The following is a 25,395-nucleotide window of genomic DNA, read 5'->3' on the forward strand; positions in this document are numbered from 1 at the left end:
TCCCGGACCGGCGGCCGCCGGGCCCTGGGCAGCCCTCAGCGGGCGGGGCGGCCGTCAGCGGGCGCTGCACCCGGCCAGGTGGTCGTTGACGAGGCCGCACGCCTGCATCAAGGCGTGGGCCGTGGTCGGACCGACGAAGCGGAAGCCGCGCTTTTTGAGGTCCTTGGCCAGCGCGGTCGACTCCGGGGTGGTGGCGGCCACCTGCGCGGTGGACACCGGGGCCGGGCGGGCGGCCGGGTCGGGGGCGTAGGACCAGATCAGGGCGTCGAGGCCGCCCTGGTAGGAGGCGCGGACCTGCTGGGCGGCAGTCGCGTTGGTGACCGCCGCCTCGATCTTGGCCCGGTTGCGGATGATGCCGGCGTCCGCCAGCAGCCGGGCCTTGTCCTTGTCGGTGAAGGCGGCCACCGCGTCGATCTCGAAGCCGTGGAAGGCCGCCCGGAAGTTCTCCCGGCGGCGCAGGATGGTGATCCAGGACAGCCCGGACTGGAAGGCCTCCAGGCAGACCCGCTCGAACAGGGCGTCGTCACCGTGCACCGGCCGGCCCCACTCCTCGTCGTGGTAGGCCACGTATTCGGGCACCGACAGCCCCCACGGGCAGCGGGCCAGGCCGTCCTCGCCGATCACCAGGCCGCCGGGCCCGCCGGCGGCTCCGCCGGGCTCACTCACCGCGGGCGCCGGCTTCGCCGTCCTGATCGCCCGGCTGGAAAGGCGGTGCGGCGGGCGCGGGCGGGGGCGGGACGGCCGCCTCGGCGCGCGCCGGGTCCCCGTCGTACCGGGGCTCGTCGTAGCGCGGCTCCTCGTAGCTCGGCTTCTCGTAGCTCGGCTTCTCGTACGGGGGCTCGTCCAGCAAGGTGCCGCCGTGCGCGTGCCCGACGGCCTGCACGCCCGCCAGGGAGGTCTCCAGCTCGGCGATCCGCGCGTCCCGCTCGGCCAGTTCCGCGCCGAGCCGGTCCAGCACCTCGTCCACGTCGAGCATCCGGTAGCCGCGCACCGCGACCGGCAGCCGCACGGTGTCGATGTCCGAGCGCAGCAGCGGCCGGTCCGGGGGCAGCCGGTCCTGGAGCCGGTCGGGGTCGGAGTCCTTCAGCGATCCGCTGTCGCCGAGCACGGCCATTGCCACCGCGGCGACCACCACGACGAGCGCGATGAGCATGAACCAGAACAAGTCGATCTCCCGGGCTCCGGCCTCCGGCGTTCCGGACGGCAGGTCCTACATGTCAGGCACGATCGTGCCACGATCGCATGAGTCTGAGATGAGGAGCGGCAGTGGCACTTCGGCTGGGCACCCGGGAATTCGGCGAACGGGAGCCGGTGATCATGGCGATCGTGAACCGGACCCCGGACTCGTTCTACGACCAGGGCGCCACCTTCACCGACGAACCGGCGCTGGAACGCGTCGCCGCGGCGGTCGCGGAGGGCGCCGCGATCATCGACATCGGCGGGGTGAAGGCCGGCCCGGGCGCGGAGGTCTCGGCGGCCGAGGAGATCCGCCGGACGGTGGCCTTCGTCGCCGAGGTGCGCCGCCGCCACCCCGACGTGGTGATCAGCGTGGACACCTGGCGGCACGAGGTCGGCGAGGCGGTCTGCGCGGCGGGCGCGGACCTGCTGAACGACGCCTGGGGCGGCGTGGACCCCCGGCTCGCCGAGGTCGCCGCCCGCCACGGCGCCGGCCTGGTCTGCACGCACGCCGGCGGCGCGCAGCCGCGGACCCGGCCGCACCGGGTCACCTACGACGACGTGATGGCGGACATCCTGCGGGTCACCTGCGGGCTGGCCGAGCGGGCCGTGGCGCTCGGCGTGCGGCGGGAGGCGGTGCTGATCGACCCGGGGCACGACTTCGGCAAGAACACCCGGCACTCGCTGGAGGCGACCCGGCGGCTGCCGGAGATGGCCGCCACCGGCTGGCCGGTGCTGGTCTCGCTGTCCAACAAGGACTTCGTGGGGGAGACCCTCGACCGCCCGGTCAAGGAACGCCTGATCGGCACGCTCGCCACCACGGCGGTCTCGGCGTGGCTGGGCGCGCGGGTCTACCGCGTGCACGAGGTCGCCGAGACCCGCCAGGTGCTGGACATGGTGGCCGCGCTGGCCGGCGACCGCGAGCCGGCGGTCGCCCGCCGCGGCCTGGCGTAGGACTCCGCCGGGCGGCGGCACCGCCCGCCCCGCCCCGGTCCCGGCGGCGCGGCCCGCTCAGACCCCGCTCTCCTTGGTGACCCGCGCCACCGCCTCGTCCACGTCGTCGGTGATGTGGAACAGCTCCAGGTCGGCCGGCGAGGCCTTGCCCTCGGCGACGAGGGTGGTGCGGATCCAGGAGGCGAGGCCGCCCCAGTAGTCGGTGCCGAACAGCACGATCGGGAACCGGGTGACCTTCTTGGTCTGCACGAGGGTCAGCGCCTCGAAGAGCTCGTCGAGGGTCCCGAAGCCGCCGGGCAGGACGACGAAGCCGCGGGCGTACTTGACGAACATCGTCTTGCGCACGAAGAAGTAGCGGAAGTTCACGCCGATGTCGACGTACGGGTTCAGTCCCTGTTCGAAGGGCAGCTCGATGCCCAGGCCGACCGAGACGCCGCCGGCCTCCAGCGCGCCCTTGTTGGCCGCCTCCATCGCGCCGGGGCCGCCGCCGGTGATCACCGCGAAGTCCGCCTGGGCGAGCGCGCGGCCGATGCGGACGCCGGCCTCGTAGCCCGGGGAGCCGACGGGGGTGCGGGCGGAGCCGAACACGCTGACGGCGGGGCCGAGTTCGGCCAGCGCGCCGAAGCCCTCGACGAATTCGGACTGGATGCGCATGACCCGCCAGGGGTCGCCGTGCACCCATTCGGTGGGTCCGTGGCTGTCCAGCAGCCGCTGGTCGGTGGTGCCGGTCTGGACCTGGCCGCGGCGGCGGACCACCGGTCCGGTGTGCCGCTCGGGCCAGCCCTTGCCGTAGGGCGCGCGCTCGGCCGCCGCGTTGGCCGCGGCGGCCTCTTCCTGGGCCTCGTCCAGGCTCTCGCCGGTGTCGCCGGCGTCGGATACGTCAGTCATACCGGAAGGGTACGCATGTCAGGGCGCCGCGGACGGCGCCAAGGGGACGGCGCGCGGCGCCTCGATGCGGGCGCTGAGCCAGGTGAAGGCAGTGGGGAACATCCGGCCCCAGGTCCGCCAGTTGTGCCCGCCGCTGGGCATCCGCAGCACGGTGACGGTGCCGGGCGGCCGGACCGCGGCGCTGAGCGAGTCGGCGAACTTCGGCGGGCTCTCCGGGTCCTGGAGGCTCGACTCGATCAGCAGTTGGACGTGCGGGCGGGTGGTGCGGGCCAGCCAGAGCGGCGAGCGGAAGCCGTCGGCGGGATTGTCGGGTGCCATCGCCGCCGCGGCGGCGAAGGTGTCGGGGTGGTCCAGGGCGAGCCGGGCGGCGCAGTAGCCGCCGGTGGAGATGCCCATCACCGCCCAGCCGCGCGGGGCGGGCAGCGTACGGAAGTTGTGGTTGATCGTCCGCACCACGTCGTCGGTGAGCCAGGTGGCGACCTTGCTCTTGCCGGGTACGTCGGCGCAGCCGGTGTTCACCCGGTCCGGGGTGATGGTCGGCAGCACCAGGATGGCGGGTTCGGCGCGGCCGGCGGTGATCTGGGCCTGCATGATCCGGCCGAGCCGCATCCCGCGCAGGAAGCTGTGCGGGGTGCCGGGTATGCCGTGCAGGACCTCGATGACCGGGAAGCGGGTGTGCGCGAACTCCTTCTTGCCGTACTGCGGCGGCAGCCAGACGATGACGTCGCCCTTGGTGCCGGAGTCCCAGCCGCGGACGGTGGCCTTGCGGAAGCCTTGCGAGTAGGAGGTGAAGGTGACGGTGTAGTCGGGCACGACCGGGGCCAGGGTGTGCCCGGGGGCGGGGGCGGGCCGGCCGCCCGCGTTGGCGTCGCCGAGCAGGTCGTCCCAGGAGGCGTAGAAGCCGTACTGGTTGTTCACCGTCACCATGACCACGAATATCGCGGTCAGCTGGCAGACGACGATCATGCCGACCCGCAGGGCGACGCGTATCGCGCGGGGGCCGCGGATCCTGGACCAGAGCAGTACCGCTCCGGCCACCGCTGCCACCGCGGCGGCGCAGAGCAGTACCGCGAGCCATGTGCTGGTCAGTCCCACCGCGTGCCTTCTTCCCCCACTGCCCGGTTCGTGCCGGGATCGGACGCGTCCGATCACACCATGCCGGGGTTGAGGACCCTTACGCACCCCAGTTCGGTTGCTCGCCGGCCGGCGGGGGGACGGTCAGCCGGTGAGCCAGCGGCGCAGTTTCTCCTCCGCTTCCAGGACGGCCGCGACCGCGACGTTCTCCTCCCGGGTGTGGGCGAGGGTCGGGTCGCCGGGGCCGTAGTTCACCGCGGGGATGCCGAGCGCGGAGAAGCGCGCCACGTCGGTCCACGCCTCCTTGGCGGCCGGCGGGGTGCCGATGGCCGCCACGAAGGCGGCGGCGGCCGGGTGGGTCAGCCCGGGCAGGGCGCCGGGCGCGCTGTCGGTGAGCACCACCTCGAAGCCGTCGAAGACGTCACGGACCCGCTCCAGTGCCTCCGCTTCGCTCTGGTCGGGCGCGAAGCGGTAGTTGACGGTCACCGCGCAGGTGTCCGGGATCACGTTGGTGGCGTGGCCGCCCTCGATCAGGACGGCGTTGAGGCCCTCGGGGTACACCAGGCCGTCGATCTCGGCCTTGCGCGGCACGTATGCCGCCAGCCGGGCCAGGATCGGCGCGGCCTTGTGGATGGCGTTGTCGCCCAGCCAGCTGCGGGCCGAGTGGGCCCGCCGTCCGGTGGTCCGCACCTGTACCCGCAAGGTGCCCTGGCAGCCGCCGTCCACCCGGCCGCCGGTCGGCTCCAGCAGGACGGCGAAGTCCCCGGCGAGCCATTCGGGGTGCTTTTCCACCAGCCGCCCCAGGCCGTTGAACTCGGCGGCGATCTCCTCGGCGTCGTAGAAGACGTAGGTCAGGTCGCGGTTGGGCTCGCGCACGGTGGCGGCCAATCGCAGCTGGACGGCGACCCCGGCTTTCATGTCCGAGGTGCCGCAGCCCCACAGCAGTCCGTCCCCGTCCAGCCGCGAGGGCAGGTTGCCGGCGACCGGCACGGTGTCCAAGTGCCCGGCCAGCAGCACCCGTTCGCCCCGTCCGGTGTCGGTCCTGGCGACCACCGCGTCACCGTCCCGGTCCACCCGAAGGTGCGGCAGCGCGCGCAGCGCCCCCTCCACCAGGTCCGCCAGCGCCTTCTCCTGCCGGCTCACCGACATGACGTCCACCAGGCGCGCGGTCAGTTCCGCGGCGTCCAGGCCCAAATCCAGTCCGCTGTCCATAACGCCGGAGCTTAAGCTTTCCGGCGGCCCGGGCCGGCACCCGCGACGGGTCGGCGGCACGCCCGGGGGCGGCGCGGTGCGGTGGTCCGACGGGGAGGTTCCGTTTCGGTAGTCTCGGCACATGCCCAGCGCAGCCAACTCGCCCCGGAAGGGCTCGAAGTCGCGCGGTTGCGGACTGACGTTCGTGACCGCGGTGGTGCTGCTGCTCGCGGCGGGGGTATATGTCGCTTATCACTTCGGGTATCAGCACGGACCGGCGCAGGCGGGCTGCACGGTCAAGGCCCCGGGTGACGAGATGACGCTCTCGGTGACGCAGGCGGGCAACGCGGCCACCATCGCCGCGGTCGCCGCCTCCCGCGGGCTGCCCGAACGGGCGCTCACCATAGCCCTGGCCACCTCGCTGCAGGAGTCCCGGCTGGAGAACCTGGACCACGGCGACCGCGACTCGCTGGGGCTGTTCCAGCAGCGACCGTCGCAGGGCTGGGGCACCGACCAGCAGATCCTGGACCCGGTCTACGCCTCCAACGTCTTCTTCGACAGCCTGGTGAAGATCAAGGGCTACACCCGGCTGCCGCTGACCGTGGCCGCCCAGCGGGTGCAGAAGAGCGGCTACCCGCAGGCCTACGCCAAGCAAGAGGCGGACGCGACGCTGCTGGCCACCGCGCTGTCCGGCCATGACGCGGGCGCGCTGAGCTGTACGACCGGCTCGGACACGCCGTACAGCGCGGGCGGCAGGCTGGGCAACGCGGCCACCGTGGCGGCCCGGCTCACCCGCGAGTTCGGCGCCGCGGTGAAGCCGAGCACCGACGACGGGCAGCCCCGGACCGTCAGCGTGCCGTCCGCCCCGGCCGGGGGCGCGGCGGAGGGCGACGGCGACCGGCGCGGCTGGGAGTTGGCGCAGTGGGCGGTGGCGCACGCGCACGACCTGAAGGTCCAGCAGGTGTCCTTCGGCGGGATGAACTGGCAGGCGGCGCAGTCCGGGAAGGGCTGGCAGAAGCTCAAGGCCCCCGGCGGCAAGGGGAGTCCGGTGGCGGCGGGCGCGGCGGCGGACCGGCGGGTGCTGATCACGGTGGCCCGCTGACGGCAGCGCGCGCCGCGGTGCGCGGGCTGCCGCGCCGAGGGCCCCGGCGGCCACCCGCCGTCAAGCCCGCCGTCAAGCCGGCGACATGCCCCGCCTGCCCCGATTGCGGCCGGTCCTCCGCCTGGCGGCTTGCCGCCGTGTCGGGTTCACGCCTGCGCCACCGGCCGGCCGTCCCGGGAGCGGTCAGGGGCCCCACCCGCCCCCACCGAACGCCCGGTTGGCAACACAATGCACCAGAAAACCCGCCGGTTTCACCACCGGACGATCACTGCGCCCCCACCGGCGTCACGCAAAGCGTCGGAAACATGACGCTCTGTGATCGTTGACATGTTCCCCGCATGACTCGCTAATTAGGCCCCGGTGAACGCACGCGCCTTCACCGTCGCCCGAGAACCGCGTACGGGTCGACCCCTGCCATCACGCATGGAGTCACACTTGCGCACGTCAGCGATACCGAGACCCACATCCCGGCGGACGATCTCCGCCCTCCTGGCGATCCTCAGTGCCACCGCACTCGCCGCGCTGGGGGTGCAGTCGCCGGCCCAGGCCGCGGCGCCCTCGACCACCGGCAAGGTCACCGCGTCCGACAAATCCGCACAGCCGACCTTCGAGCCCGCCTGCGGCACCGCCAAGCAGGGCCAGTTCACCTGCTTCGCGCTGCGCCGCACCGACGTCAAGCCGGTCAAGGGCGTCACCCCCGACGCGGTCACCCCCAACGGGTACGGCCCGGCGGACCTGCAGAGCGCGTACAGCCTGCCGGCGGACGGCGGCGCGGGCCAGACCGTGGCGATCGTCGACGCCTACGACGACCCGAACGCCGAAGCCGACCTGGGCGTCTACCGCGCGCAGTTCGGGCTGCCGGAGTGCACCACCGCCAACGGCTGCTTCACCAAGGTCAGCCAGCGCGGCGGCACCGACTACCCGACGGCGGACCCGGACTGGGCCGGCGAGATCTCCCTCGACCTGGACATGGTCTCGGCGGTCGCCCCGTACGCCCACATCCTGCTGGTCGAGGCCGACGACCCGGGCTTCGAGAACCTGGGCGGGTCGGTCGACGAGGCGGTGGCGCTCGGCGCGAAGTACGTCTCCAACTCCTACGGCACCGACTACCGCGGCGGCGGGGGCGAGGACCCCACCGAGACGACGGCCTTCGACCCGTACTACAACCACCCCGGTGTCGCGGTGGTCGCGTCCACCGGTGACTACGCCTACGGGGTGGCCTACCCGGCCGCCTCGCCGTACGTGACCTCGGTCGGCGGTACGTCGCTGGTCCGCGCCCCGGGCACCACCCGCGGCTGGACCGAGTCCGCCTGGAACGAGGCCGGCTCCGGCTGCTCGCTCTACGAGCCCAAGCCCGCCTTCCAGCACGACAGCGGCTGCGCCAACCGCGCCGTCGCCGACGTGTCCGCGGTCGCCGACCAGAACACCGCGGTGGCGGTCTACCAGAGCTTCGGCAACGGCGGCTGGACCGAGTACGGCGGCACCAGCGTGTCCTCGCCGATCATCGCCAGCGTGTACGCCGACGCCGGCACACCGGCGGCCGGCTCGTACCCCAACTCCTATCCGTACGGCGCGGGTTCGGGCATCAATGACGTGACGTCCGGCTCCAACGGCAGCTGCACGCCGGCCTACCTGTGCACCGGCACGGCGGGCTGGGACGGTCCGACGGGCCTGGGCACCCCCAGCGGGCTGTCGGCCTTCCGCAGCGGCCCGCACGGCACGCTGTCCGGCACCGTCACCGACACCTCGACCGGTTCGCCGGTCGCCGGCGCCACCGTCACGGTGGGCGGCAACGTGGCGCACACCGGCGCCAACGGCACGTACACGCTCTCGGTGCCGGCCGGTACGTACGACATCACGGTGGACGCCTTCGGCTACGCGAGCACGACCGACCAGGCGGTGGCCGTCGACGACGGCGCCGCGCTGACCGAGGACTTCGCGCTCTCCCCGGTGCCCAGCGAGACGGTCTCCGGCAAGGTCACAGACGGCTCCGGCCACGGCTGGCCGCTCTACGCCAAGATCACCGTGGACGGCGCCCCCAGCTCCGTGTGGACCGACCCGGCCACCGGCGGCTACGACCTGTCGCTGCCCACGGGCCACGACTACACCCTGCACATCACCGCGACCACCGCCGGCTACCAGGCAGTCACCAGGACCGTCACGGTCGGCGACACGGCGCAGTCGCTCAACATCGCCGTGCCGGCCGACCCGTGGGCCGCCACCCCGCCCGGCTACACCGAGGACCTGACCGGCAGCACCGAGCCCTTCGACGCCACCGACGCCCCGCCGGCCGGCTGGACCGTGGTCAACGCCGACGGCACCACCGGCGGCTGGGAGTTCGACGACCCGGGCAACCGCGGCAACAAGACCGGCGGCACCGGCGCGTTCGCCGTCGCGGACAGCGACCACTTCGGTGGCGGCGCCCAGCAGGACAGCCAACTGGTCAGCCCCGTCTACGACTTCACCGGCAAGAGCGCCCCCGAGGTCGCCTTCCAGACCGAGTACAAGTCCTACGGCAGCCAGACCGCCGAGGTCGAGGCCACCGCCGACGGCGGCGCCACCTGGACCAAGGTCTGGTCCAGCACGCAGGACCTCACCGGCCCGTCCAAGGTCGAGGTGCCGCTCACCGACTTCGCGGGCAAGCCCGCGGTGCAGCTGCGCTTCCACTTCATCAGCTCCTTCGGCTGGTGGTGGTCGGTCGACAACGTCTTCGTCGGCAACCGCTCGCTGACCGCCACCCCGGGCGGCCTGGTCGTCGGCACCGTGGCGGACGCCAACACCGGTGCGGGCGCGGTCGGCGCGACCGTCACCAACACCGACAAGCCAGCCGAAACCGCGACGACGATCGCCACCCCCGACGACCAGGGTCTCGGTGACGGCTTCTACTCGCTGTTCTCGACCACCTTCGGCAGCCACTCCTTCAGCGCGGCCAAGCCGCACTACACCAGCACGGCCAAGGCCGTGAAGGTCAGTGCCGACAGCGCGGTGCAGGCGAACTTCAAGATCAAGGCCGGGCAGCTGACGGTCACGCCGGCGTCGATCAGCGCGTCGGTGGCCTGGGGCAAGCAGTCTTCCCAGCAGCTGAAGGTGAAGAACACCGGCGGCGCCGCCGCCACCTTGAAGCTCGGCGAGCAGTCCGGCGGCTTCACCATCCAGGCCAAGGGCGCCCCGCTGAAGACGGTCAAGGGCGCCTTCTCCCCGCTGGCGAACAAGGCGAACGCGGGCGGCGCGAGCGGCAAGCCGGCCGCCGGGCTCTCCGACAGCGCCTGGCAGACCGCCCCCGACTTCCCGCAGAGCATCATGGACAACGCGGTGGGGGCGTACAACGGCAAGATCTACTCCGCCTTCGGCTTCACCGGCTCCGCCGACAGCAAGGACCTCTACGCGCTCGACCCGGTCGCCGGCAGCTGGACGAAGCTGGCGAGCGCGTCGGACACCCGGGAAGCGCCGGCCCACGGCTTCATCGACGGCAAGTTCTACGCCGCCGGCGGCTGGGGCGCGGACGGCTCCCCGGACACCAAGCTGGAGATCTACGACCCCGCCAGTGACAGCTGGACGACGGGGGCGTCCGCGCCCGCGGCGTACGCGGGCTCGGGCACCGCGGTCCTGGACGGCAAGCTCTACATGATCGGCGGCTGCACCGACGTCTGCGGCACCACGGACGCCAGCGCGTACGACGCCGCCACCGACAGCTGGTCGGCGATCGCCCCCTACCCGGAGACCATCGCCTGGGAGTCCTGCGGCGCCATCGGCGACAAGCTCTACTGCGCCGGCGGCCTGGACGCCTCCAGCAGCGACGTCGTCCACTCCTACGTCTACGACCCGCAGTCCGACAGCTGGTCCCCGGTGGCCGACATGCCCGGCTCGGCGTGGGCCTCGGCCTACACCGCCGCCAACGGGCAGCTGCTGATCTCCAGCGGTGTCAGCCAGAACGCCCTCACCAACAAGGGCTACGCCTTCGACCCGCAGTCCGGCACCTGGAGCACGCTGCCGAACGCCAACATCCCGACCTACCGCAGCGGCGCGGCTGTGGGCCTGTACAAGGTCGGCGGCGGCAACGCCCCCGGCTCCCCGGTCGCCTCGGTGGAGGTGCTGCCCGGCTACGACCAGGGCGGGACCGCCGACGTCACCTGGCTGGCGGAGAGCGTCCAGCAGCTGACCCTGCAGCCGGGCGCGAGCGCCACCGTCACCGTGACCGAGGACGCCTCGGTCCCCGAGATCACCCAGCCGGGTGACTACACCGCCCAGCTGGCGCTGGGCAGTGACACCCCCTACTCCCTGTCCGCCGTCCCGGTCACCTTGCACGTCGCGCCGCCCAAGACCTGGGGCAAGATCACCGGCACCGTGCTCGGCGCCACCACCGCCGGCGGCACCGCGCCGTTGGCGGGGGCCACCGTCCAGATCGACAGCTGGGCGTCCTCCTACACCCTGACCACCACCGCCGACGGCACCTACGCGCTGTGGCTGGACACCCGCAACAACCCGCTCACCGTGATCGTGGCCAAGGACGGCTACCAGCCGGCCGTGGCCACGGTGAAGCTCACCAAGGGGGGGACGGTCACCAGCAACTGGACGCTGAAGAAGAAGTAGTCCGCGCTCGCGGGCGAGGGCGGGCCGGCCGGGATCTCCCGGCCGGCCCGCCCGGGCATACGCGCGTACGCACGGTCACCCGCAGGGGTCCTCTGCGGGGGCGGACCGGCGGACGGGCCCGATCATCATCCCGCCGGGCGGCCTCCGGCTCCGACCAGCGCAGTGACGTTTCCGCCGACGCGGAGGGGCCGTCCGTTTCTGCCCGTTCTGCCGGATTCATATTGTGCGACGCATTGCGGACTCTTTACCCGGGACCCCCGCAACCTTCGGGGCCGACGAGCGGTAGTCAGCACGTCCGCCCGGCGGACACACCGACGGTTTCCCCTCCGTAAGGAGCACTGCGCACCATGTCCCTCCCCCTTCCTCGCCGGATCGTCCAGGCCGCCCTGCTGCTCGGCGCCGCCGCCGCTCCCCTGATCGGGGCGGGCGCCGCCCAGGCCGCGGTCCTGCCGCAGCAGCAGGACCTGGGCGGGCTGAGCCACCTGGACGGCGCCAGCCTCGGCAACTCCGTCGAGGGCGCCTCCCACCAGGCGAGCACGCTGACCGCCCAGTCCGGCACCCAGGCGATGAAGACGGCGCTGCCCGCGGCGGACCGGGTGGTCGGCACCACCGCCAAGACCGCGCTGCCCACCGCCCAGCAGACCGCGGGCAGCGCCGGCGACTCGGCCGGCCGGATCGTCGGCGCCGCGGCCGAGTCGGCCGGCGGCTCGCTGCCGGGCGCACTGCCGGCCGTGCCGAACACCGGCGCGCTGCCGCTGAACGACGTGCACACCGGCAGCCTGCCGCTGAGCGGTCTGCCGCTGGGCTGACGGCCGGCGCGCGGGGGCCCGGCGGACACACGGTCCGCCGGGCCCCTTTTCCCTTTTCCCGCGCCGTTTCCGCGTGTCTTTTCTCCGCGCTGTTTCCCGCGTTTTTCCCGCGTTTCTCCCGCGCTCGTCAGGCGAGGCGGTCGACCGCCGCCGCCACCCGCTCGTCGGTGGCCGTCAGGGCGACGCGGACGAAGCGTTCGCCCGCGGCGCCGTAGAACTCGCCGGGAGCCACCAGGATGCCGCGCTTGGCGAGGTCGCCGACCGTCTCCCAGCACTCCTCGTCGCGGGTCGTCCACAGGTACAAGCTGGCTTCGCTGTGCTCGATGCGGAAGCCCGCGCCTTCGAAGGCGGCCCGCAGGGCGGTGCGGCGGCGGGCGTAGCGCGCCTTCTGCTCGACCGCGTGCGCCCGGTCGTCCAGTGCGGCGACCATCGCGGCCTGGACCGGCTGCGGCACGATCATGCCGGCGTGCTTGCGCACCGCGAGCAGTTCGCGGACCACTGCCGCGTCGCCGGCCAGGAAAGCACCGCGGTAGCCGGCGAAGTTGGACCGCTTGGACAGCGAGTGCACCGCGATCAGGCCGTCGTGGCTGTCGCCGCAGACGTCCGGGTGCAGCACCGAGACCGGCTCGGTGCCCTCCCAGCCCAGCTCGATGTAGCACTCGTCGGACACCAGCAGGACGCCGTGCTGCCGGGCCCAGGCCACGATCCGCCGCAGCTCGCCCGCGCCCAGCACCCGCCCGGTGGGGTTGGAGGGGCTGTTCAGCCACAGCACCTTGACCCGCGCGGGGTCCAGTTCGGCCACCGGGTCGTCGTACGTCACCGGTTCGGCGCGGGCGATCAGCGCGCCGATCTCGTACGTCGGGTAGGCGAGCTGCGGACAGCCGACCTGGTCGCCCTCGCGCAGGTCCAGCAGCAGCGGCAGCCAGCCGACGAGCTCCTTGGAGCCGATCAGCGGCAGTACGGCCGCCGGGTCGGCGCCGCCCACCCCGTGCCGGTCGCGCAGATAGCGGGCGGCCGCCTCGCGCAGCGCGGCCGTGCCGTAGGTCAGCGGGTAGCCGGGGCTGTCGGACGCGGCGGCCAGCGCCTGCCGGATCACCTCGGGCACCGGGTCCACCGGGGTGCCCACCGACAGGTCGACCACGCCGTCCGGGTGGGCGGACGCCGCGGCCTTGTAGGGCTCCAGGCGGTCCCAGGGGAACACCGGGAGGCGGGCGGAGATGCTCACCTGTTCACTCTCGCTCTGCCAGAAAGTCGTACCGGACACTCGGGCCGGCGCCCGCACCGGGTCGGCGCGGGCCCCGGGCGGAAACGCCCCGGGCGGAAACGCCGCGGCCCCGTACAGCGCTGCCGGCCGTACGGGGCCCGCCGAAGACGTTCCGAGCGGTGTCAGCCGTTCTGCGGGGGCAGCGCGGCGATGAAGGGGTGGTCACGCTCGATGAGGCCCAGCTTGGAGGCACCGCCGGGCGAACCGAGCTCGTCGAAGAACTCGACGTTCGCCTTGTAGTAGTCCTTCCACTCCTCCGGAGTGTCGTCCTCGTAGAAGATCGCCTCAACCGGGCAGACCGGCTCACACGCGCCGCAGTCCACGCATTCGTCCGGGTGGATGTACAAGGACCGGGAGCCCTCGTAGATGCAGTCGACCGGGCACTCTTCGATGCACGCCTTGTCCTTGACGTCGACACAAGGCTGCGCGATGACGTAGGTCACGCTGTCGTTCCTCCTCGATAGGGCTCATCTCGCGCGGGAGCGCGGCGTCGTCGATGCCCGCACCTAGTATCTCCGTTCCGGGGCACGATCCGAACAGGAGGGGCGCGCATGCCAGGGGATTTCTCGTCCGGAGCACGGCTCGAAATCCGGATTACCCCCGCTGACGTGGGAAAACGGGTTTCGGTGCGGCAGCTGACGGAGATCACCGACGGTCATCCTATGTTCACCGACACCGTGGGTGTTCTCGCATCGTGGGATGCCGGAGTGGTGTCCGTCACGCGGCGGACCGGGGAGACGGTCCGGATCGCGCAGGCGGCACTGGTGGCCGGCAAGGTGGTGCCGCCGGCGCCCGCGCGGCGCCGCTCCGGCGTACCCGCCGTGAGCGCCGAGGAGTTGGCGGAGATCGCCGCCCGGGCCTGGCCGGCCGTCGAGACGGCCCGTCTCGGTGGCTGGACGCTGCGCGCCTCCGGCGGCTTCACCCGGCGCGCCAACTCGGTCCTCGTCGGCGGGGAGCCGGGCCTGCCGGTGGACGAGGCGCTGGCGCATGTCACGCGCTGGTACGGCGAGCGGGGGCTGACGCCGTATCTCCAGCTGGCGGACTCCTCCCCGCTGGTGCCCGCGCTGGATCGGCGCGGCTGGATACGGGAGGCGGACTCCCTGGTCAGGACCGCGCCGCTGGCCCCGCTCACCTCGCTGCCCGGCGGCGGCGAGGTCACCGTGTCCCGCGGCGCCGACGCCGGCTGGACGGCCGCCTACCATCGCACCGGGAATCTGGCCGAGGCGGCGCTGCAGGTGCTGTCGGGCGGGCCCTCGGTGTGGTTCGCCAGCGCGCCGGGCGCGATCGGCCGGGCCGTGGTGGACGGGCGATGGGCACATTTCGGAGCGGTGGAGGTGGAGGGGCCGATGCGGCGGCGAGGGCTGGCCACACAGGTGATGGGCGCGCTGGCCCGGCAGGCGTACACCGAGGGGGCCACCGCCGCGTACCTCCAGGTCGAGGCGGACAACGCCGCGGCGCGGGCGCTCTACGACCGGCTCGGCTTCGTCGACCACCACGGCTACCACTACCGGCGCCCGGCGGGCCCGACGGCATGACGCACCTCCCGGTACGTGAACGGTTCGCCGCGGCGGCCCGCGAGGAGCGGCCCGACCTCGCGGAACTGTGCCTGCTCATCGGCGCGGAGGCGGACCCCGCGCTGGACGGCCCGGCGGCCGACCTGGCCCAGGTCGAGCTGGACCGGCTGGCCGGGCTGCTCCCGTACGGGCTGTCCACACCGCTGGCGTGGGCCACCGCGCTGCACCGCCTGCTCGGGGCCGGCCAGGGCTTTCGCGGGTCGGCCGGCGACTACCAGAAGCTGTCCTCCTCGCTGCTCCAGGAGGTGCTGCGGCGCAAGCGCGGGCTGCCGATCCTGCTGTCGGTGGTGTGGATCGAGGTGGCCCGCCGGGCCGGCGCACCGGTCTACGGGGTCGCGCTGCCCGGGCACTTCATGGTGGGCTTCGGCGATCCGGCGGGATCCTACGTCCTGGTCGACCCGTTCGACGGCGGCCGGGTGCTGTCCGGCCGGGACGCGGACCTGCTGGTGGCCGGCAGCACCGGCGGCCCGCTGGCGTCGGGCGTGACACCGGCCGACCCGCTGGACGTCGTGCAGCGGATCCTCAACAACATCCGGGTGTGGGCCGCGCCCCGCCCCGAGCACCGACCGGTGCAGCTGTGGACCCTCGAACTGACGCTGCTGCTGCCCCGGCACCCGGCGAAGCTGCGGCTGGAGCGGGCTCAACTGCTGGTGAAGATGGGGGACTTCCTGGGCGGGGCGGCCGAGATGGAGGAGTACGCGAAAGTGATCGGCGCCTTCGACCGGGAGACGGCCACCGCCATCAGGGCGCAGGCGCGGGGGGCGCGAGCGATGCTCAACTGACGCGCCCGGGGCGGGCGTTCACAGCCAGCCCTTCTCGCGGGCGATGCCGACGGCTTCGGCGCGGTTGCGGGCGCCGGTCTTCTGGATGGCGGTGGACAGGTAGTTGCGGACGGTGCCCTCGGACAGCCGCAGCCGGCGGGCGATGTCGGCGTTCACCGAGCCGTCGGCGGCGGCCTTGAGCACCTCGCGCTCACGGCCGGTCAGCGGATCGGCGCCCTCGGCCAGGGCGGCGGCGGCCAGCGTCGGGTCGATCACCCGCTCCCCCCGCAGCACCCGCCGTACCGCGTCGGCGAGTTGGGCGGCCGGCGCGTCCTTGACCAGGAAGGCGTCCGCCCCGGACTCCATGGCCCGCCGCAGATACCCCGGCCGCCCGAAGGTGGTCACGATCACCACCTTCACCCCCGGCATCGCTTTCCGCAGTTCGGCCGCGGCCTCGATGCCCGTCATCCCGGGCATCTCGATGTCCAGCAGCGCCACCTCCGGCCGGTGCGCCCGCGCCGCCTCCAGCACCTCGTCGCCGCGTGCCACCTGCGCCACCACCTCGATGTCCGCCTCCAGTCCGAGCAGGGTGGCCAGCGCCTCCCGGACCATCGACTGGTCGTCGGCGAGCAGCACTCGCACGATCCGGGCGGCCGGCTCACCGGGGGCGTCAGTCATGGGCCCAGCGTAGACAGCCCGCAGGGCGCGGCGGCGCGGCCCGGTCCTGACAGTCCGTTCCGTGCCGACCGCGCCAACCGTGCCGACCGCGCCGACCGCGCCGACCGCGCCAACCGCGCCAACCGCGCCAACCGCGCTGGACGGTGGCGGACCGTCAGGCGGTCCGCCCCGGCACCGCCGCACGGGGGTCCCAACCGCTCCAGCCGGGAATGTCCTCGCGGGCCTGCCGCCAGTCCGCCGCAAGCGCCCCGGTCCCGGTGCGCGCCGCGACGACGCCCCCGGCGATCGCGCAGGTCGTGTCCCGGTCGCCCCCAGCCGCCCACGGTCTGCCACAGCGCTTCGGGCAGGTCGTCCAACTGCCCGGCGGCGGACCACAGGGCGAACGGCACGGTGTCCGGGGCCGAGATCAGCGTGCCGGACCCGAGCACGGAGGCGGCGTGCCGCACCGAGGTGCGGTCGGGGAAGCGCGCGGCCACCCGCAGCCGGGCCCGGACATCGCTGTCCGGCAGGTGGGCGGCGATCTCCCGCAGGAAGTCCGCGCGCGGCGGGGCGCCGTGGCCCGCACTGGCAGCCGCCAGGGCGGCGGCGACCGCCACGGCCACCGCCCCCGCGATGGCCTCCGGGTGGGCGTGGGTGACCGCCGCGGACAGCCGCGCCTGCTCGCCGGCCGCGGCCAGGTCCGCGCCGTACCAGGCGCCCAGCGGCGCGACCCGCATCGCGGCGCCGTTGCCCCACGAGCCCTGGCCGCCGAACTGAGCCGTGGTGACGGCCCGCCAGTCCTCGCCCTCGCCGATACGCCGCAGGACGCCGTGCATCGACGGCCCGTACTTGCGTCCCGGATCGCGGGTGTACTCCGCGGCGAACTCCGCGGCCAGCGCGGCCGGACGGATCTCTCCGTGCGTCACCAGGTGGGCGAACAGCACGAAAGCCATGGCGGAGTCGTCCGTCCACGGCCACGGCGCCGGGCGCGGCCGCCGCGCCGCCCACTGCTGCTCGGCCGGCTCGTCGGACCGGGTGAACCAGCTGTCGCCGAAGGCGTCGCCCATCACAAGCCCGTCCAGGCTGGCGTGGGCATGCGGGTGCTGCGCGCGGTCCATGACGAGATTCCTCCGGCCGATCGGGGTCACGGCATTCTCGTCGCGGGGCGGTCGCGCGGGCGAACGGTTTGGGTCAGCGGCGGGGCGCGGTCGGCCGGGCGGCCAAGAGGGGCCAGCCGTCCAGGTGTTCGGTGGCGTCGCCGGCGATACGGCAGCCGCGGGCGCGGGCTTCGGTGAGGAGGGCGCGGACGGTGGCGGGTTCGTGGAGGTCGGGGTCACGGGGGTGGGGGGCGGAGGTGGTCCTGGGTGCCTTCGAAGACGAGTTCGAGGCGTCCGAGCGCGCCCGGACGGCGGAGGGTGAGGACGTCGCGGCAGTCCGCGTACCGTCCCTCCTCGCCATGGTGCTCGTGCCGCACCGACCAGAGGAATCTCTCATCGCCGACGACCAGGGTCCGCGGCGTTCTGCTGCTGCGGGTCATCCGTCGATGCTAGGGCGGGTTCCGGGCGGGGTGAGGGTCCAATTCCGGCCAGGAACCGGCTTTTCGGCGCCAGTTCTCCCGGCGTTCCACCGGACGCGACCGGTTCGGGGCAAAGATCACCGTCCGGGCGGTCGGGGGCGTTCGCCCCGATTCGGCCGGTTCAGCCGGTTCAGCCGGTTCAGCCGGTGATCCGCATCAGCGCCAGCCGGTCCCCGGCCACGGTGAACGCGAAGTCCGACGGGCCGTTGAAGCCGTTGCCCCCGACCCGCGCGCTCACCGTGGTGGTGTCGCCCTCGGTCCGCGCGGCGGTGACCTCCAAGGTCACCTGCTTGCCGATGAACTCCCCGTCGCTCCAGTCCTGGATCGCCGCCCGGCCCCGGAAGACGCGCCCCCAGTCGTCCACCGCGCCGTCGTCGGCGAAGGAGCGCAGGAAGTCCTCGGTGTTCCCGGCGTTGGCCGCCGCCAGCGCGGCCGCCACGGCGGTGGGGAGGGTGCTGCCGGAGCTGGTCATCGCTGCCACCTGTCCGAGAGCCGACTGTCGTCACCGTTGTACCGCCCGTAGCGGGCTCCCCAGCGCCCGACACGGCTGGGGCTCGGTTCGATCCCGCCGCCGGCGCCGTCCGCGCGCCAGCGGGCGCCCCGCACGCTGGGTTCGGTGCCGGACGGCACCTCGGCCTGCCGCGGCCCCGGCACCTGGCCGCCCGCGCGCACCTCGCGCTGGACCACGATGTGCCGGCCGAGCAGCGCGGCGCCGAAGACCACGAAGCCGACCCCGATCAGCCAGGTCACCACCATCAAGACGGTGCCCACCGGGCCGTAGGTCACCGCGTTGGAGGTGATCATCGGCGAGAAGATGCGGGCGGAGAAGATCCGCAGGCCGCCCAGGCCCGCCATGGTGAGCACCGCGCCCGGCATCGCGGAGCGCAGGTCGACGCTGCCGGTGAGCAGGAAGCGCTGGCCCCAGGCGAAGAAGGCGATGCCGAACACGACGGTGAGGGCGATCCTGATCACGCTGCGGAACTCGCCGCTGCCCATCACGGTGGCGCTCTGCGCCTCGCAGAAGAGGTAGCCGGTCAGGACCGCGAGCCAGACCGCCCGCCGCCATTCGCTGTGCCAGGGGCTGGCCGGGAGATCCCATATCTTGCGGTAGCCGGTCTCCACGCACGCCACGAAGGAGAGCCCGAAGAAGGCCAGCGAGGCCAGGCTCCAGGCGCCGGTGGTGCTCAGCACCCGGCGCGGCGCGGTGAACAGGCCGCGCACGGCCGAGGCCGGGTGCGGGCCCAGCCCCATCCCGTCCACCACCCACTGGGCGAAGCCGGCGCCGTGCTGCCAGGGGGTCGCGGCGGCGACCACCACCAGCAGCGGCATCAGCGTCACGAAGCCGAGCGCCGCGAATCCCATCGAGCGGTGCATCAGTTCGATCTCGGCGCCTTGCTTCCACATGCGCCCGATAGCGGACCGGGCCCACGCCCCCCGCAGATCCGCCATGGCGTCACCCTCCAGCTGCTTCTCCGCTGTGGATACCCGGCGAAGTCCCTCGCACGCAAGTCCGGGCGGCGCGGATCCGGCTATATACCCTATGGCGACCACCGTCGCGCCGTCCGCGGCGGTCCGGCACCAGCGCGCCCCGGCCGCGCCCGCCGCGCCGCGCCCGCCCGACACGTCCCGGCCCGCCGGTTCACCCCGATCCGGCGGGCCGGGGCGCATACGCTCCTGGCATGAAAGACAGTGACTTCGTCCGCCGGATCATCGGCATCCTCACCGAGGCCAAGCAGATGCAGACCCTGCTGGAGGAGAACCCGGATCGCGAGGACATCTCCGGCGACAACGTCCGCACCCTGCTGAACGAGACGATGCCGACCATCGAGCTGCCGGCGGACGCCAGCCCGGCGGAGCTCGGCGAGGCGCTGAGTCTCCAGCTCAGCCCGGTCATCGAGCGCCTCACCGGTGCCTTCTCGCTGATCTTCCTGCAACTCGCCGACGTCCACGACGCGGGCCGCACCGACGTCACCGCCGCGGACGTCCTCCAGGACCTGGCGCTGCGGGCCGACGCGCTCTGGCCGGGCGACGACGGGATGTAGTCACCGGCGGGCCCGCCAGTCCCGCAGCCAGCTCTCGAAGTCGGCCGCGACCAGGCGCTCGTCGTGCACGCCGGCCGCCTCGTCGGAGGCCAGCCAGACGATGGGCGGACCCATCACCGCGGGCGCCAGGAAGGTGTGGTGCTCGGGCACGGCCTCCGGGGGCAGCATGCCGGTGACGGTCGCGCCGCCGGGCAGCAGCAGGTTGACGGTGACGCCGGTGCCCCGCAGGTCGGCGGCCATCACCCGGGACAGTGCCTCGCTGCCGGCCCGGGACGGCCCGTAGGGGACGAAGCCGGCCCGGCGCATGGTCGTGTCGCTCACCGAGATGGTGACGATGCGGCCGTGGCCGGCCGCCAGCATCCGCGGCGTGACCTCGCGCGCCACCAGGAAGTAGCCGGTCAGATTGGTCTCGACCACCTGACGGAAGCCGTCGGCGGGCACTTCCCAGAAGCCCTGCGGGTCCGTCATGAACCGCGGGTTGACCGTGCGCATGCCGATGCCCGCGTTGTTCACCAGCAGGTCGATGCCGCCGAGCCGCGACCATGCGATGTCGACCGCGGCGGCCACCGACGACTCGTCCCGCACGTCCAGTTCGAGGCCGATCGCCCCCGGCAGCCCGGCGGCCACCGCGGCCGCCCGCGGGCCTGACCGGCCGGTCAGCGCGACGGTCGCGCCGGTTTCGGCCAGGGCGGCGGCCATGGCGAGCCCCAGTCCGCTGGTCCCGCCGGTCACCAGTACCTTCATCGGATCCTCGCCGTCCGGCGGAGGGCCCGGCCGCACGCGCCGGCCCCGGACCTGGGCAGTTGTGAAGGGTTCATGACCGCGATGCTAGGAATGGGAGTGCACTCGAAGTCAAGCCCGCTCGCGCCACGGCTCGTACGGGCGAGCCGTCCGGGCTCGGCGCGCGGGCGGTCCGCCCCGGCTCAGCCCCGCTGCCACCAGCGCCGCTTGAGCGCCGGGGTGAGTGCGTGGACGGCCGGGCGGAGCAGGTCGAAGGTGACGACGACGCCGTCCTCGCCGGCCGGGCCGTCGTCGGCCGCGGGCAGCACCAGGCCGAGGCAGATCAGCTTGACCTGGTCGTCGAGCAGCGGGAGCGCGGCGAACAGCGGGGCGCCGTCGAAGCCGGCCGGCCGGGGCCCCGACCAGCGGACCGGGCCGTCCGGTGCCGGGCGGGAGACGGTGCCCGGCACGAGGGACTGGGGCCGGTCCGGGGTCTTCCGCTCCGGGACGGCCACCACCTCGTGGCCCAGCAGATAGGCGGGCAGCGGCTCCGGGCCGAGCAGCGCGATGTCCTCGGGCTGGGCGGCGAGACCGGAGGTGATCTCGTCCGTCGACCAGCTCCAGCCCTTGCGCTCCGCGTGGATGTGCAGGTCGGTGGTGGGCATGGCGGCGGCGCCGAGGTCGCCGAGCGGGGTCCACTTCTTGACGAAGCCGGGCAGCACGAGTTCGTCGGCGGGCAGCTCCGGCTCGGCCAGGCCGTCGCGGAGGGTGAACTGGCCGATCTCGTAGCGGGTGCGGCGCTCGGCGGTGACCAGGTACTGCCGGACCACCTCGCGGTCGCCCGCCGACTCGACCAGGTCGTTGTACCAGAAGGCGGTCCCGAAGCTGCGGTCCGCGCGCGCCGCCTGGAACGGCAGGGTGGCGCGGCCGGCCACGTTCAGCACGGCGGTGGCGATCATGCTCTCGGGAGCGGGAGTCTCAGGCACGTCCCGGACCCTACTACTCGCCCGGGGCCGGTCCGCCTCCGCCCGGGCCGGGGCCGGGCGCCGGGTCGCCGGCCGTCCCCGCCGCGGCCGGTATCCGGTCCAGCGGCACCGTCGCGGTCAGCCGGAAGCCCCCGTCGCCAGCCCGCGAGGTACGGACGGTGCCGCCGGCCAGGATCAGCCGCTCGGTCAGCCCGCTCAGGCCGTTGCCGGGCCGCTGGTCGGGGGCTGGGCCGCAGCCGTCGTCGGACACGGTCAGCCGCGCCGCGCCGTCCGCCGTCTCCAGGGCGACCACACAGGTCCGCGCCCCGCTGTGCCGTACGACGTTGGTCACCGCCTCCCGCAGCGCCCACGCCAGCGCCCCCTCGCCGGCCGGCGACAGTCCCGGCACCCGCTCGGCGGCGTGCAGCCGGGCCGCGATCCCGGCGGACGCCAGCGCGCCGCGGGCGGCGGCGAGTTCCTGGGCGACCGTGGGCCTGCGGTAGCCGCTGACCGCCTCGCGGACGTCGACCAGCGCCTGCCGGCTGACCTGTTCGATGTCGGCGACCTGCTGGGCGGCGTCGCCCGGGCGGTCCGGCAGCATCCGCCCGGCCAGCTCACTCTTGAGGGTGATCAAGGAGAGCGAGTGCCCGAGCAGGTCGTGCAGGTCGCGGGCCAGCCGCAGCCGCTCCTCGGTGGCCGCCAGGTGCGCGACCGTCGCACGGGCCTCCCGCAGTTCCTGCATGGTGCGGATCAGCTGCTTGATGCCGACCATCGCGAAGCCGCCGAGCAGCGAGGGGATGATCAGCGAGACGTACAGGTCCTGGTTGCTGTCCACCCAGGCGCCGACCGCGGCGAGCAGCGCCGTCACGGCCGGTACCGCCCAGCGCGACCGCGGGGGCGGCAGCACGGCCCCGCAGGCCACCGCCACGTAGACGAACAGGACCAGCCAGTCCTCGCCGAGGGTCGCCGACAGCAGCAGGGACAGCCCGGTCAGCGCGCCGAGCACGCCGTAGAGCCAGCGTTCGGGCTGCTGCGGGGTGTTGGTGCGCAGGAAGACCAGGCCGAGGTAGCAGAGCACGAAGGCGGTCAGGCCGATCGCGGCCGCCGCGGTGACGGCCGGTCGGTGGCCGCCGCCGGTCAGGTCGCTGACCGGTGCGCCCAGGTAGAGCAGCCAGATGCTGATCCACAGCAGCTTGACCACCGCCTGCCTGCGGTTCTCCGGGGCCCGGCCCATGGCGGTGTCGTCGGCCGCCTCGACGTCCTTGCGCCACTGGGGCCACGGCTCGTCCGGAGCGCCGCTCCCGCCCGGCCGGGCCGCCGGCAGCGCCGTCAGCCGCCCGATCACGCGCCGACCGAAACCCATCCTCACGCCTTCCGGGTGTCCTTGCGGTAGAGCCAGGCCGCGGACCCGGCGAACAGCAGCAGGTAGACCACCAGCACGGTGACGTCCTTGGCGTGCGGCGCGTCGCCCAGCTCGATGGACTGGCCGAGCGCGGCGTACGGGCGGGCCGGCAGATAGCCGGCGATCGTCTGCAGCCACTGCGGGAAGCTGAAGATCGGCACCCACAGGCCGCCGAGCAGCGCCAGCCCGAAGTAGAACAGCATCGAGATCGGCCGCGCCACATCCGCGGTGGCCAGGTACCCAATGGCGACCCCCAGCGCGGCGAAGACCAGGCTGCCCGCCCAGATGCTGAACGCGATGGCCACCCACTGCCAGGCGTCGAGCCGGATGCCCTTCACGGTCGCGCCGAGCACCAGCACCACCAGGATCGACGGCAGGCTCACGGTGGCCGCCGACGCGATCTTCGCGGTGACATAGCCCCGGCCCGGCAGCGCGGTCAGCCGCAACTGCCGCACCCAGCCCTTCTCCCGCTCACGGGCGATCCGTTCGGCGTTGCCCATCAGGACCGCGGTCATCGCGCCGAAGGCCGCCATCGCCACCATCAGGTAGGCCAGCGCCGACAGGCCGTCGCCGCCGACGGTGTCGGTCTTCTTGTAGCTCAGGCTGGTCCCGATGAAGAGCATCGCCGGATACAGCACCGAGAAGAACATGAACTTGCGGTTGCGCAGGGTGCGGCGGATCTCCAGCCGGATCAAGGTCTTCATCGGATCTCCGCCTCCCCGGCGGTGGCTGCGTCGGTGATGGCGAGGAAGGCCTGCTCCAGGCCGAGGCCGGCGACTTCCAAGTTGCGCGGATAGAGCCCGAGGCCGTAGACCGCGTGCATGGTCGCGTCGGCGTCGTCGGAGCGGATGCGGACCGTGGGGCCGGTCAGGTCCAGGCCGACCAGGTGCGGCAGCGCCCGCAAGGCGGCCTCGTCGACCGCGCCGTCGAGGTCGAAGGTGATCCGGCGGGCGCCGGCCCTGGCCTTGATCTCGGCCGCGGTGCCGTCGGCGATCAGCCGGCCGTGGTGCATGACCAGGACGCGGTCCGCGATCGCGTCCGCCTCCTCCAGGTAGTGGGTGGCGAACAGCACCGTCCGGCCCCGTTCGACCTGGCCGCGCATGGTGGCCCAGAACGCCTGCCGGGCGCTGACGTCCATCCCGGTGGTCGGCTCGTCCAGCACGATCAGATCGTTGGCCCCGGCGGTGGCCAGCGCGAACCGCACCCGCTGCTCCTGGCCGCCGGAGAGCTTGTTGACCTTGCGGTCCTCGATCGCGGTGATGTCGGACGCGGCCAGCACCTGGTCCACCGGGTACGCCCGCGGGTGCAGATCGCAGGCCAGTCCCACCAGTTCGCGTACGGTGACCTCTTCCATCAGGCCGCCGCTCTGCAGCATCGCGCCGACCCGGCCGGCCGAGATCGCCTGCCCGGGTGTCGTACCGAACACCCGCACGGTGCCGCTGTCCGGCTTCTTCAGGCCGAGCAGCAGGTCCAGCGCGGTGGACTTGCCGGCGCCGTTCGGCCCGAGCAGGGCCACCGTCTCGCCCGGGTACAGGGCCAGGCTCAGATCGGCGACCGCGCGTACGGCGCCGAAACTCTTGTTCACCTCGGTGAAGCCCAGCACGGGCTCGCCGTGCTGCGCTGCTCCCCCGCTCCTGCCGGTGTTCGCGGCTGCTGTTTCCGTCATGGCATCAGCTTCCCGCGGCCCCCGGGGGCGGTGTCAGTGCCGGAGGTCGTGTCTTCGGCATGACAGATGTCATACGGCTGCCGTGCGGCGGCCCCGCACGGCAGCCTGCGCAAGCCGCGGCTACCCGGCGACTCCCGGCAGGGTGACCGTCTTCTGGGCGGTGGTGTCGACGTCGAGGCCGGAGAGCAGGGCGGTGGCCACGTCCTTGGCGGTGACCGGGGTCCTGCTGCCGTCGGGCCGCTTGAGCAGCACACCGTCGAAGGTGCTGCCGTAGAGCGACTGGAGGGCGGTGAGGTCGACGTGCGGCTGGAGCCGGCCGGTGTCGTCGGGGACCATCGTGAGGACCTTGGGCAGCGCCACGGTGGGGCCCAGCAGGATGGAGTGCGCGGCGTCGGCGCGGACCAGCACCCGGTGGGAGACGGCGCGCTTGGCGAAGCCGTTGACCGCCGTGTTCAGCTCGGCCTGGGTCACCTTGGGCTGGACGGTGGTGACGGGCAGGTCGATCGTGGTGTTGGCACCGGTCTCGGCGCGGACGTGGTAGGCGGCGGCGATCTGGTTGGCGGCGGCGTCCACGTCGAAGGAACTGCCGGCCTTCCCGGGGACGGCGACGACCTTGTTCGGCTCGAAGCGGATCATGCCGTCGCTGGCGGTGCTGTTGTTGCCCGCGACGACCTTCAGCGCGGCCTTGAGCTTGTCCTCGTCGACCAATATCACCGGCTCGGCCTCGCGGGTGCCGCCGAACAGCGAGCGGATGACGGAGACCGGGTTGTAGTCGGAGTGCGCGACCGAGCGCACTGTGGCGTCGGCGTCGAAGGACAGGCCCGCCACGGACGGCTTGAGGGTCTGCTGCCGGCCGCCGATGGTGAGGTTCAGCGGGGCGGTCGTCCGGCCGCCCAGCGCCTGGTCGAGCGACTTGTCGGCCTGGTCGGTGCTCTCGTTGCCGATGTCGACGCCGAGCACGGTGGTGCCCGTTGGGGACGTCGG

General features: G+C 73.4%; 24 protein-coding genes and 1 pseudogene. 7 read left to right on the forward strand and 18 right to left on the reverse strand.

What is annotated here, in order from left to right; all coding sequences use genetic code 11:
* Positions 1-54: 54 nt before the first annotated feature.
* Complete coding sequence (locus GA0115240_RS03880) at positions 55-666, reverse strand: DNA-3-methyladenine glycosylase I (protein ID WP_370673269.1); 612 nt, start codon at positions 664-666, stop codon at positions 55-57.
* The gene (locus tag GA0115240_RS35425; RefSeq protein WP_107407088.1) at positions 659-1,165 is read right to left on the reverse strand and encodes a DivIVA domain-containing protein; all 507 of its coding nucleotides are present in this window, start codon (positions 1,163-1,165) and stop codon (positions 659-661) included. Before GA0115240_RS35425 ends, GA0115240_RS03880 begins: the two co-directional genes overlap by 8 nt.
* 152 nt (positions 1,166-1,317) lie before the next feature.
* On the opposite strand from GA0115240_RS35425, the gene folP reads away from it, so the two are divergent.
* A complete protein-coding gene (gene folP / locus GA0115240_RS03890; protein WP_093735255.1) occupies positions 1,318-2,130 on the forward strand; it encodes a dihydropteroate synthase in 813 nt (270 codons plus the stop codon).
* Between the two features lie 57 nt (positions 2,131-2,187).
* On the opposite strand, the gene GA0115240_RS03895 is transcribed toward folP, so the two are convergent.
* The 3 genes from GA0115240_RS03895 to dapE all read right to left on the reverse strand — a co-directional run bounded on the left by GA0115240_RS03895 (position 2,188) and on the right by dapE (position 5,304).
* Positions 2,188-3,018 carry an LOG family protein gene (locus GA0115240_RS03895; protein ID WP_093735236.1) on the reverse strand — a complete coding sequence of 277 codons (831 nt, stop codon included), beginning with the start codon at positions 3,016-3,018 and terminating at the stop codon, positions 2,188-2,190.
* Positions 3,019-3,036: 18 nt separating this feature from the next.
* Entirely contained in the window at positions 3,037-4,113 is a 1,077-nt protein-coding gene (locus GA0115240_RS03900; protein WP_093735237.1) for an alpha/beta hydrolase, read from the reverse strand.
* 123 nt (positions 4,114-4,236) lie between these two features.
* Positions 4,237-5,304 (reverse strand): succinyl-diaminopimelate desuccinylase, encoded by a 1,068-nt coding sequence (dapE, locus tag GA0115240_RS03905; RefSeq protein ID WP_093735238.1) that lies wholly within the window; start codon positions 5,302-5,304, stop codon positions 4,237-4,239.
* Between the two features lie 121 nt (positions 5,305-5,425).
* Between dapE and GA0115240_RS03910 the strand changes: the two genes are divergently transcribed.
* The 3 genes from GA0115240_RS03910 (at position 5,426) to GA0115240_RS03920 (ending at position 11,784) form a co-directional block, all read left to right on the forward strand.
* A complete protein-coding gene (locus GA0115240_RS03910) occupies positions 5,426-6,385 on the forward strand; it encodes a hypothetical protein (RefSeq protein ID WP_093735239.1) in 960 nt (319 codons plus the stop codon).
* 435 nt (positions 6,386-6,820) lie between these two features.
* Positions 6,821-10,975 carry a carboxypeptidase regulatory-like domain-containing protein gene (locus GA0115240_RS03915; protein WP_237554580.1) on the forward strand — a complete coding sequence of 1,385 codons (4,155 nt, stop codon included), beginning with the start codon at positions 6,821-6,823 and terminating at the stop codon, positions 10,973-10,975.
* Positions 10,976-11,322: 347 nt separating this feature from the next.
* Complete coding sequence (locus tag GA0115240_RS03920) at positions 11,323-11,784, forward strand: hypothetical protein (RefSeq protein ID WP_093735241.1); 462 nt, start codon at positions 11,323-11,325, stop codon at positions 11,782-11,784.
* Positions 11,785-11,911: 127 nt separating this feature from the next.
* On the opposite strand, the gene dapC is transcribed toward GA0115240_RS03920, so the two are convergent.
* Positions 11,912-13,009, reverse strand: coding sequence for a succinyldiaminopimelate transaminase (dapC, locus tag GA0115240_RS03925; RefSeq protein WP_093735242.1), 1,098 nt, complete (start codon positions 13,007-13,009; stop codon positions 11,912-11,914).
* Between the two features lie 161 nt (positions 13,010-13,170).
* Entirely contained in the window at positions 13,171-13,491 is a 321-nt protein-coding gene (fdxA, locus tag GA0115240_RS03930; protein ID WP_003985062.1) for a ferredoxin, read from the reverse strand.
* 108 nt (positions 13,492-13,599) lie between these two features.
* Here fdxA and GA0115240_RS03935 point away from each other — a divergent pair, with 108 nt between their 5' ends.
* Together GA0115240_RS03935 and GA0115240_RS03940 are read left to right on the forward strand one after the other, a co-directional pair.
* Positions 13,600-14,583, forward strand: a complete 984-nt coding sequence (locus tag GA0115240_RS03935) for a GNAT family N-acetyltransferase (RefSeq protein ID WP_093735243.1) — start codon at positions 13,600-13,602, stop codon at positions 14,581-14,583.
* A complete protein-coding gene (locus GA0115240_RS03940) occupies positions 14,580-15,404 on the forward strand; it encodes a transglutaminase family protein (protein WP_093735244.1) in 825 nt (274 codons plus the stop codon). Before GA0115240_RS03935 ends, GA0115240_RS03940 begins: the two co-directional genes overlap by 4 nt.
* A gap of 18 nt (positions 15,405-15,422) precedes the next feature.
* On the opposite strand, the gene GA0115240_RS03945 is transcribed toward GA0115240_RS03940, so the two are convergent.
* From GA0115240_RS03945 to GA0115240_RS03965, 5 genes and pseudogenes are all read right to left on the reverse strand, one after another.
* Positions 15,423-16,061, reverse strand: coding sequence for a response regulator transcription factor (locus GA0115240_RS03945; RefSeq protein WP_093735245.1), 639 nt, complete (start codon positions 16,059-16,061; stop codon positions 15,423-15,425).
* A gap of 154 nt (positions 16,062-16,215) precedes the next feature.
* Positions 16,216-17,158 (reverse strand): annotated as a pseudogene (locus tag GA0115240_RS03950) (ADP-ribosylglycohydrolase family protein).
* A gap of 215 nt (positions 17,159-17,373) precedes the next feature.
* Positions 17,374-17,577 carry a hypothetical protein gene (locus GA0115240_RS36595; protein WP_093735246.1) on the reverse strand — a complete coding sequence of 68 codons (204 nt, stop codon included), beginning with the start codon at positions 17,575-17,577 and terminating at the stop codon, positions 17,374-17,376.
* Positions 17,578-17,755: 178 nt separating this feature from the next.
* Positions 17,756-18,088, reverse strand: coding sequence for a nuclear transport factor 2 family protein (locus GA0115240_RS03960; protein WP_093735247.1), 333 nt, complete (start codon positions 18,086-18,088; stop codon positions 17,756-17,758).
* Positions 18,085-19,020: a YhjD/YihY/BrkB family envelope integrity protein gene (locus tag GA0115240_RS03965; protein WP_093735256.1), complete on the reverse strand. Its 936-nt coding sequence runs from the start codon at positions 19,018-19,020 to the stop codon at positions 18,085-18,087. The genes GA0115240_RS03960 and GA0115240_RS03965 overlap by 4 nt, the downstream gene beginning before the upstream one ends.
* Before the next feature lie 275 nt (positions 19,021-19,295).
* On the opposite strand from GA0115240_RS03965, the gene GA0115240_RS03970 reads away from it, so the two are divergent.
* On the forward strand, positions 19,296-19,658 hold the full coding sequence (locus GA0115240_RS03970; protein ID WP_093735248.1) for a hypothetical protein: 363 nt from the start codon (positions 19,296-19,298) through the stop codon (positions 19,656-19,658).
* On the opposite strand, the gene GA0115240_RS03975 is transcribed toward GA0115240_RS03970, so the two are convergent.
* The 6 genes from GA0115240_RS03975 to GA0115240_RS36600 all read right to left on the reverse strand — a co-directional run.
* Positions 19,659-20,402: an SDR family oxidoreductase gene (locus GA0115240_RS03975; protein ID WP_093735249.1), complete on the reverse strand. Its 744-nt coding sequence runs from the start codon at positions 20,400-20,402 to the stop codon at positions 19,659-19,661. It abuts the gene before it with no gap.
* A gap of 179 nt (positions 20,403-20,581) precedes the next feature.
* Positions 20,582-21,364, reverse strand: a complete 783-nt coding sequence (locus GA0115240_RS03980; protein ID WP_141708714.1) for a hypothetical protein — start codon at positions 21,362-21,364, stop codon at positions 20,582-20,584.
* Positions 21,365-21,377: 13 nt separating this feature from the next.
* Complete coding sequence (locus GA0115240_RS03985) at positions 21,378-22,577, reverse strand: sensor histidine kinase (RefSeq protein WP_093735257.1); 1,200 nt, start codon at positions 22,575-22,577, stop codon at positions 21,378-21,380.
* Between the two features lie 131 nt (positions 22,578-22,708).
* On the reverse strand, positions 22,709-23,449 hold the full coding sequence (locus GA0115240_RS03990) for an ABC transporter permease (protein ID WP_093735251.1): 741 nt from the start codon (positions 23,447-23,449) through the stop codon (positions 22,709-22,711).
* Positions 23,446-24,411: an ABC transporter ATP-binding protein gene (locus tag GA0115240_RS03995; RefSeq protein WP_093735252.1), complete on the reverse strand. Its 966-nt coding sequence runs from the start codon at positions 24,409-24,411 to the stop codon at positions 23,446-23,448. Before GA0115240_RS03995 ends, GA0115240_RS03990 begins: the two co-directional genes overlap by 4 nt.
* Before the next feature lie 120 nt (positions 24,412-24,531).
* Positions 24,532-25,395 (reverse strand): hypothetical protein (locus GA0115240_RS36600; RefSeq protein WP_161302002.1); only part of this gene is annotated, 864 nt, incomplete at its 5' end.

It is taken from the genome of Streptomyces sp. DvalAA-14, assembly GCF_900091855.1.
GTDB lineage: Bacteria > Actinomycetota > Actinomycetes > Streptomycetales > Streptomycetaceae > Actinacidiphila.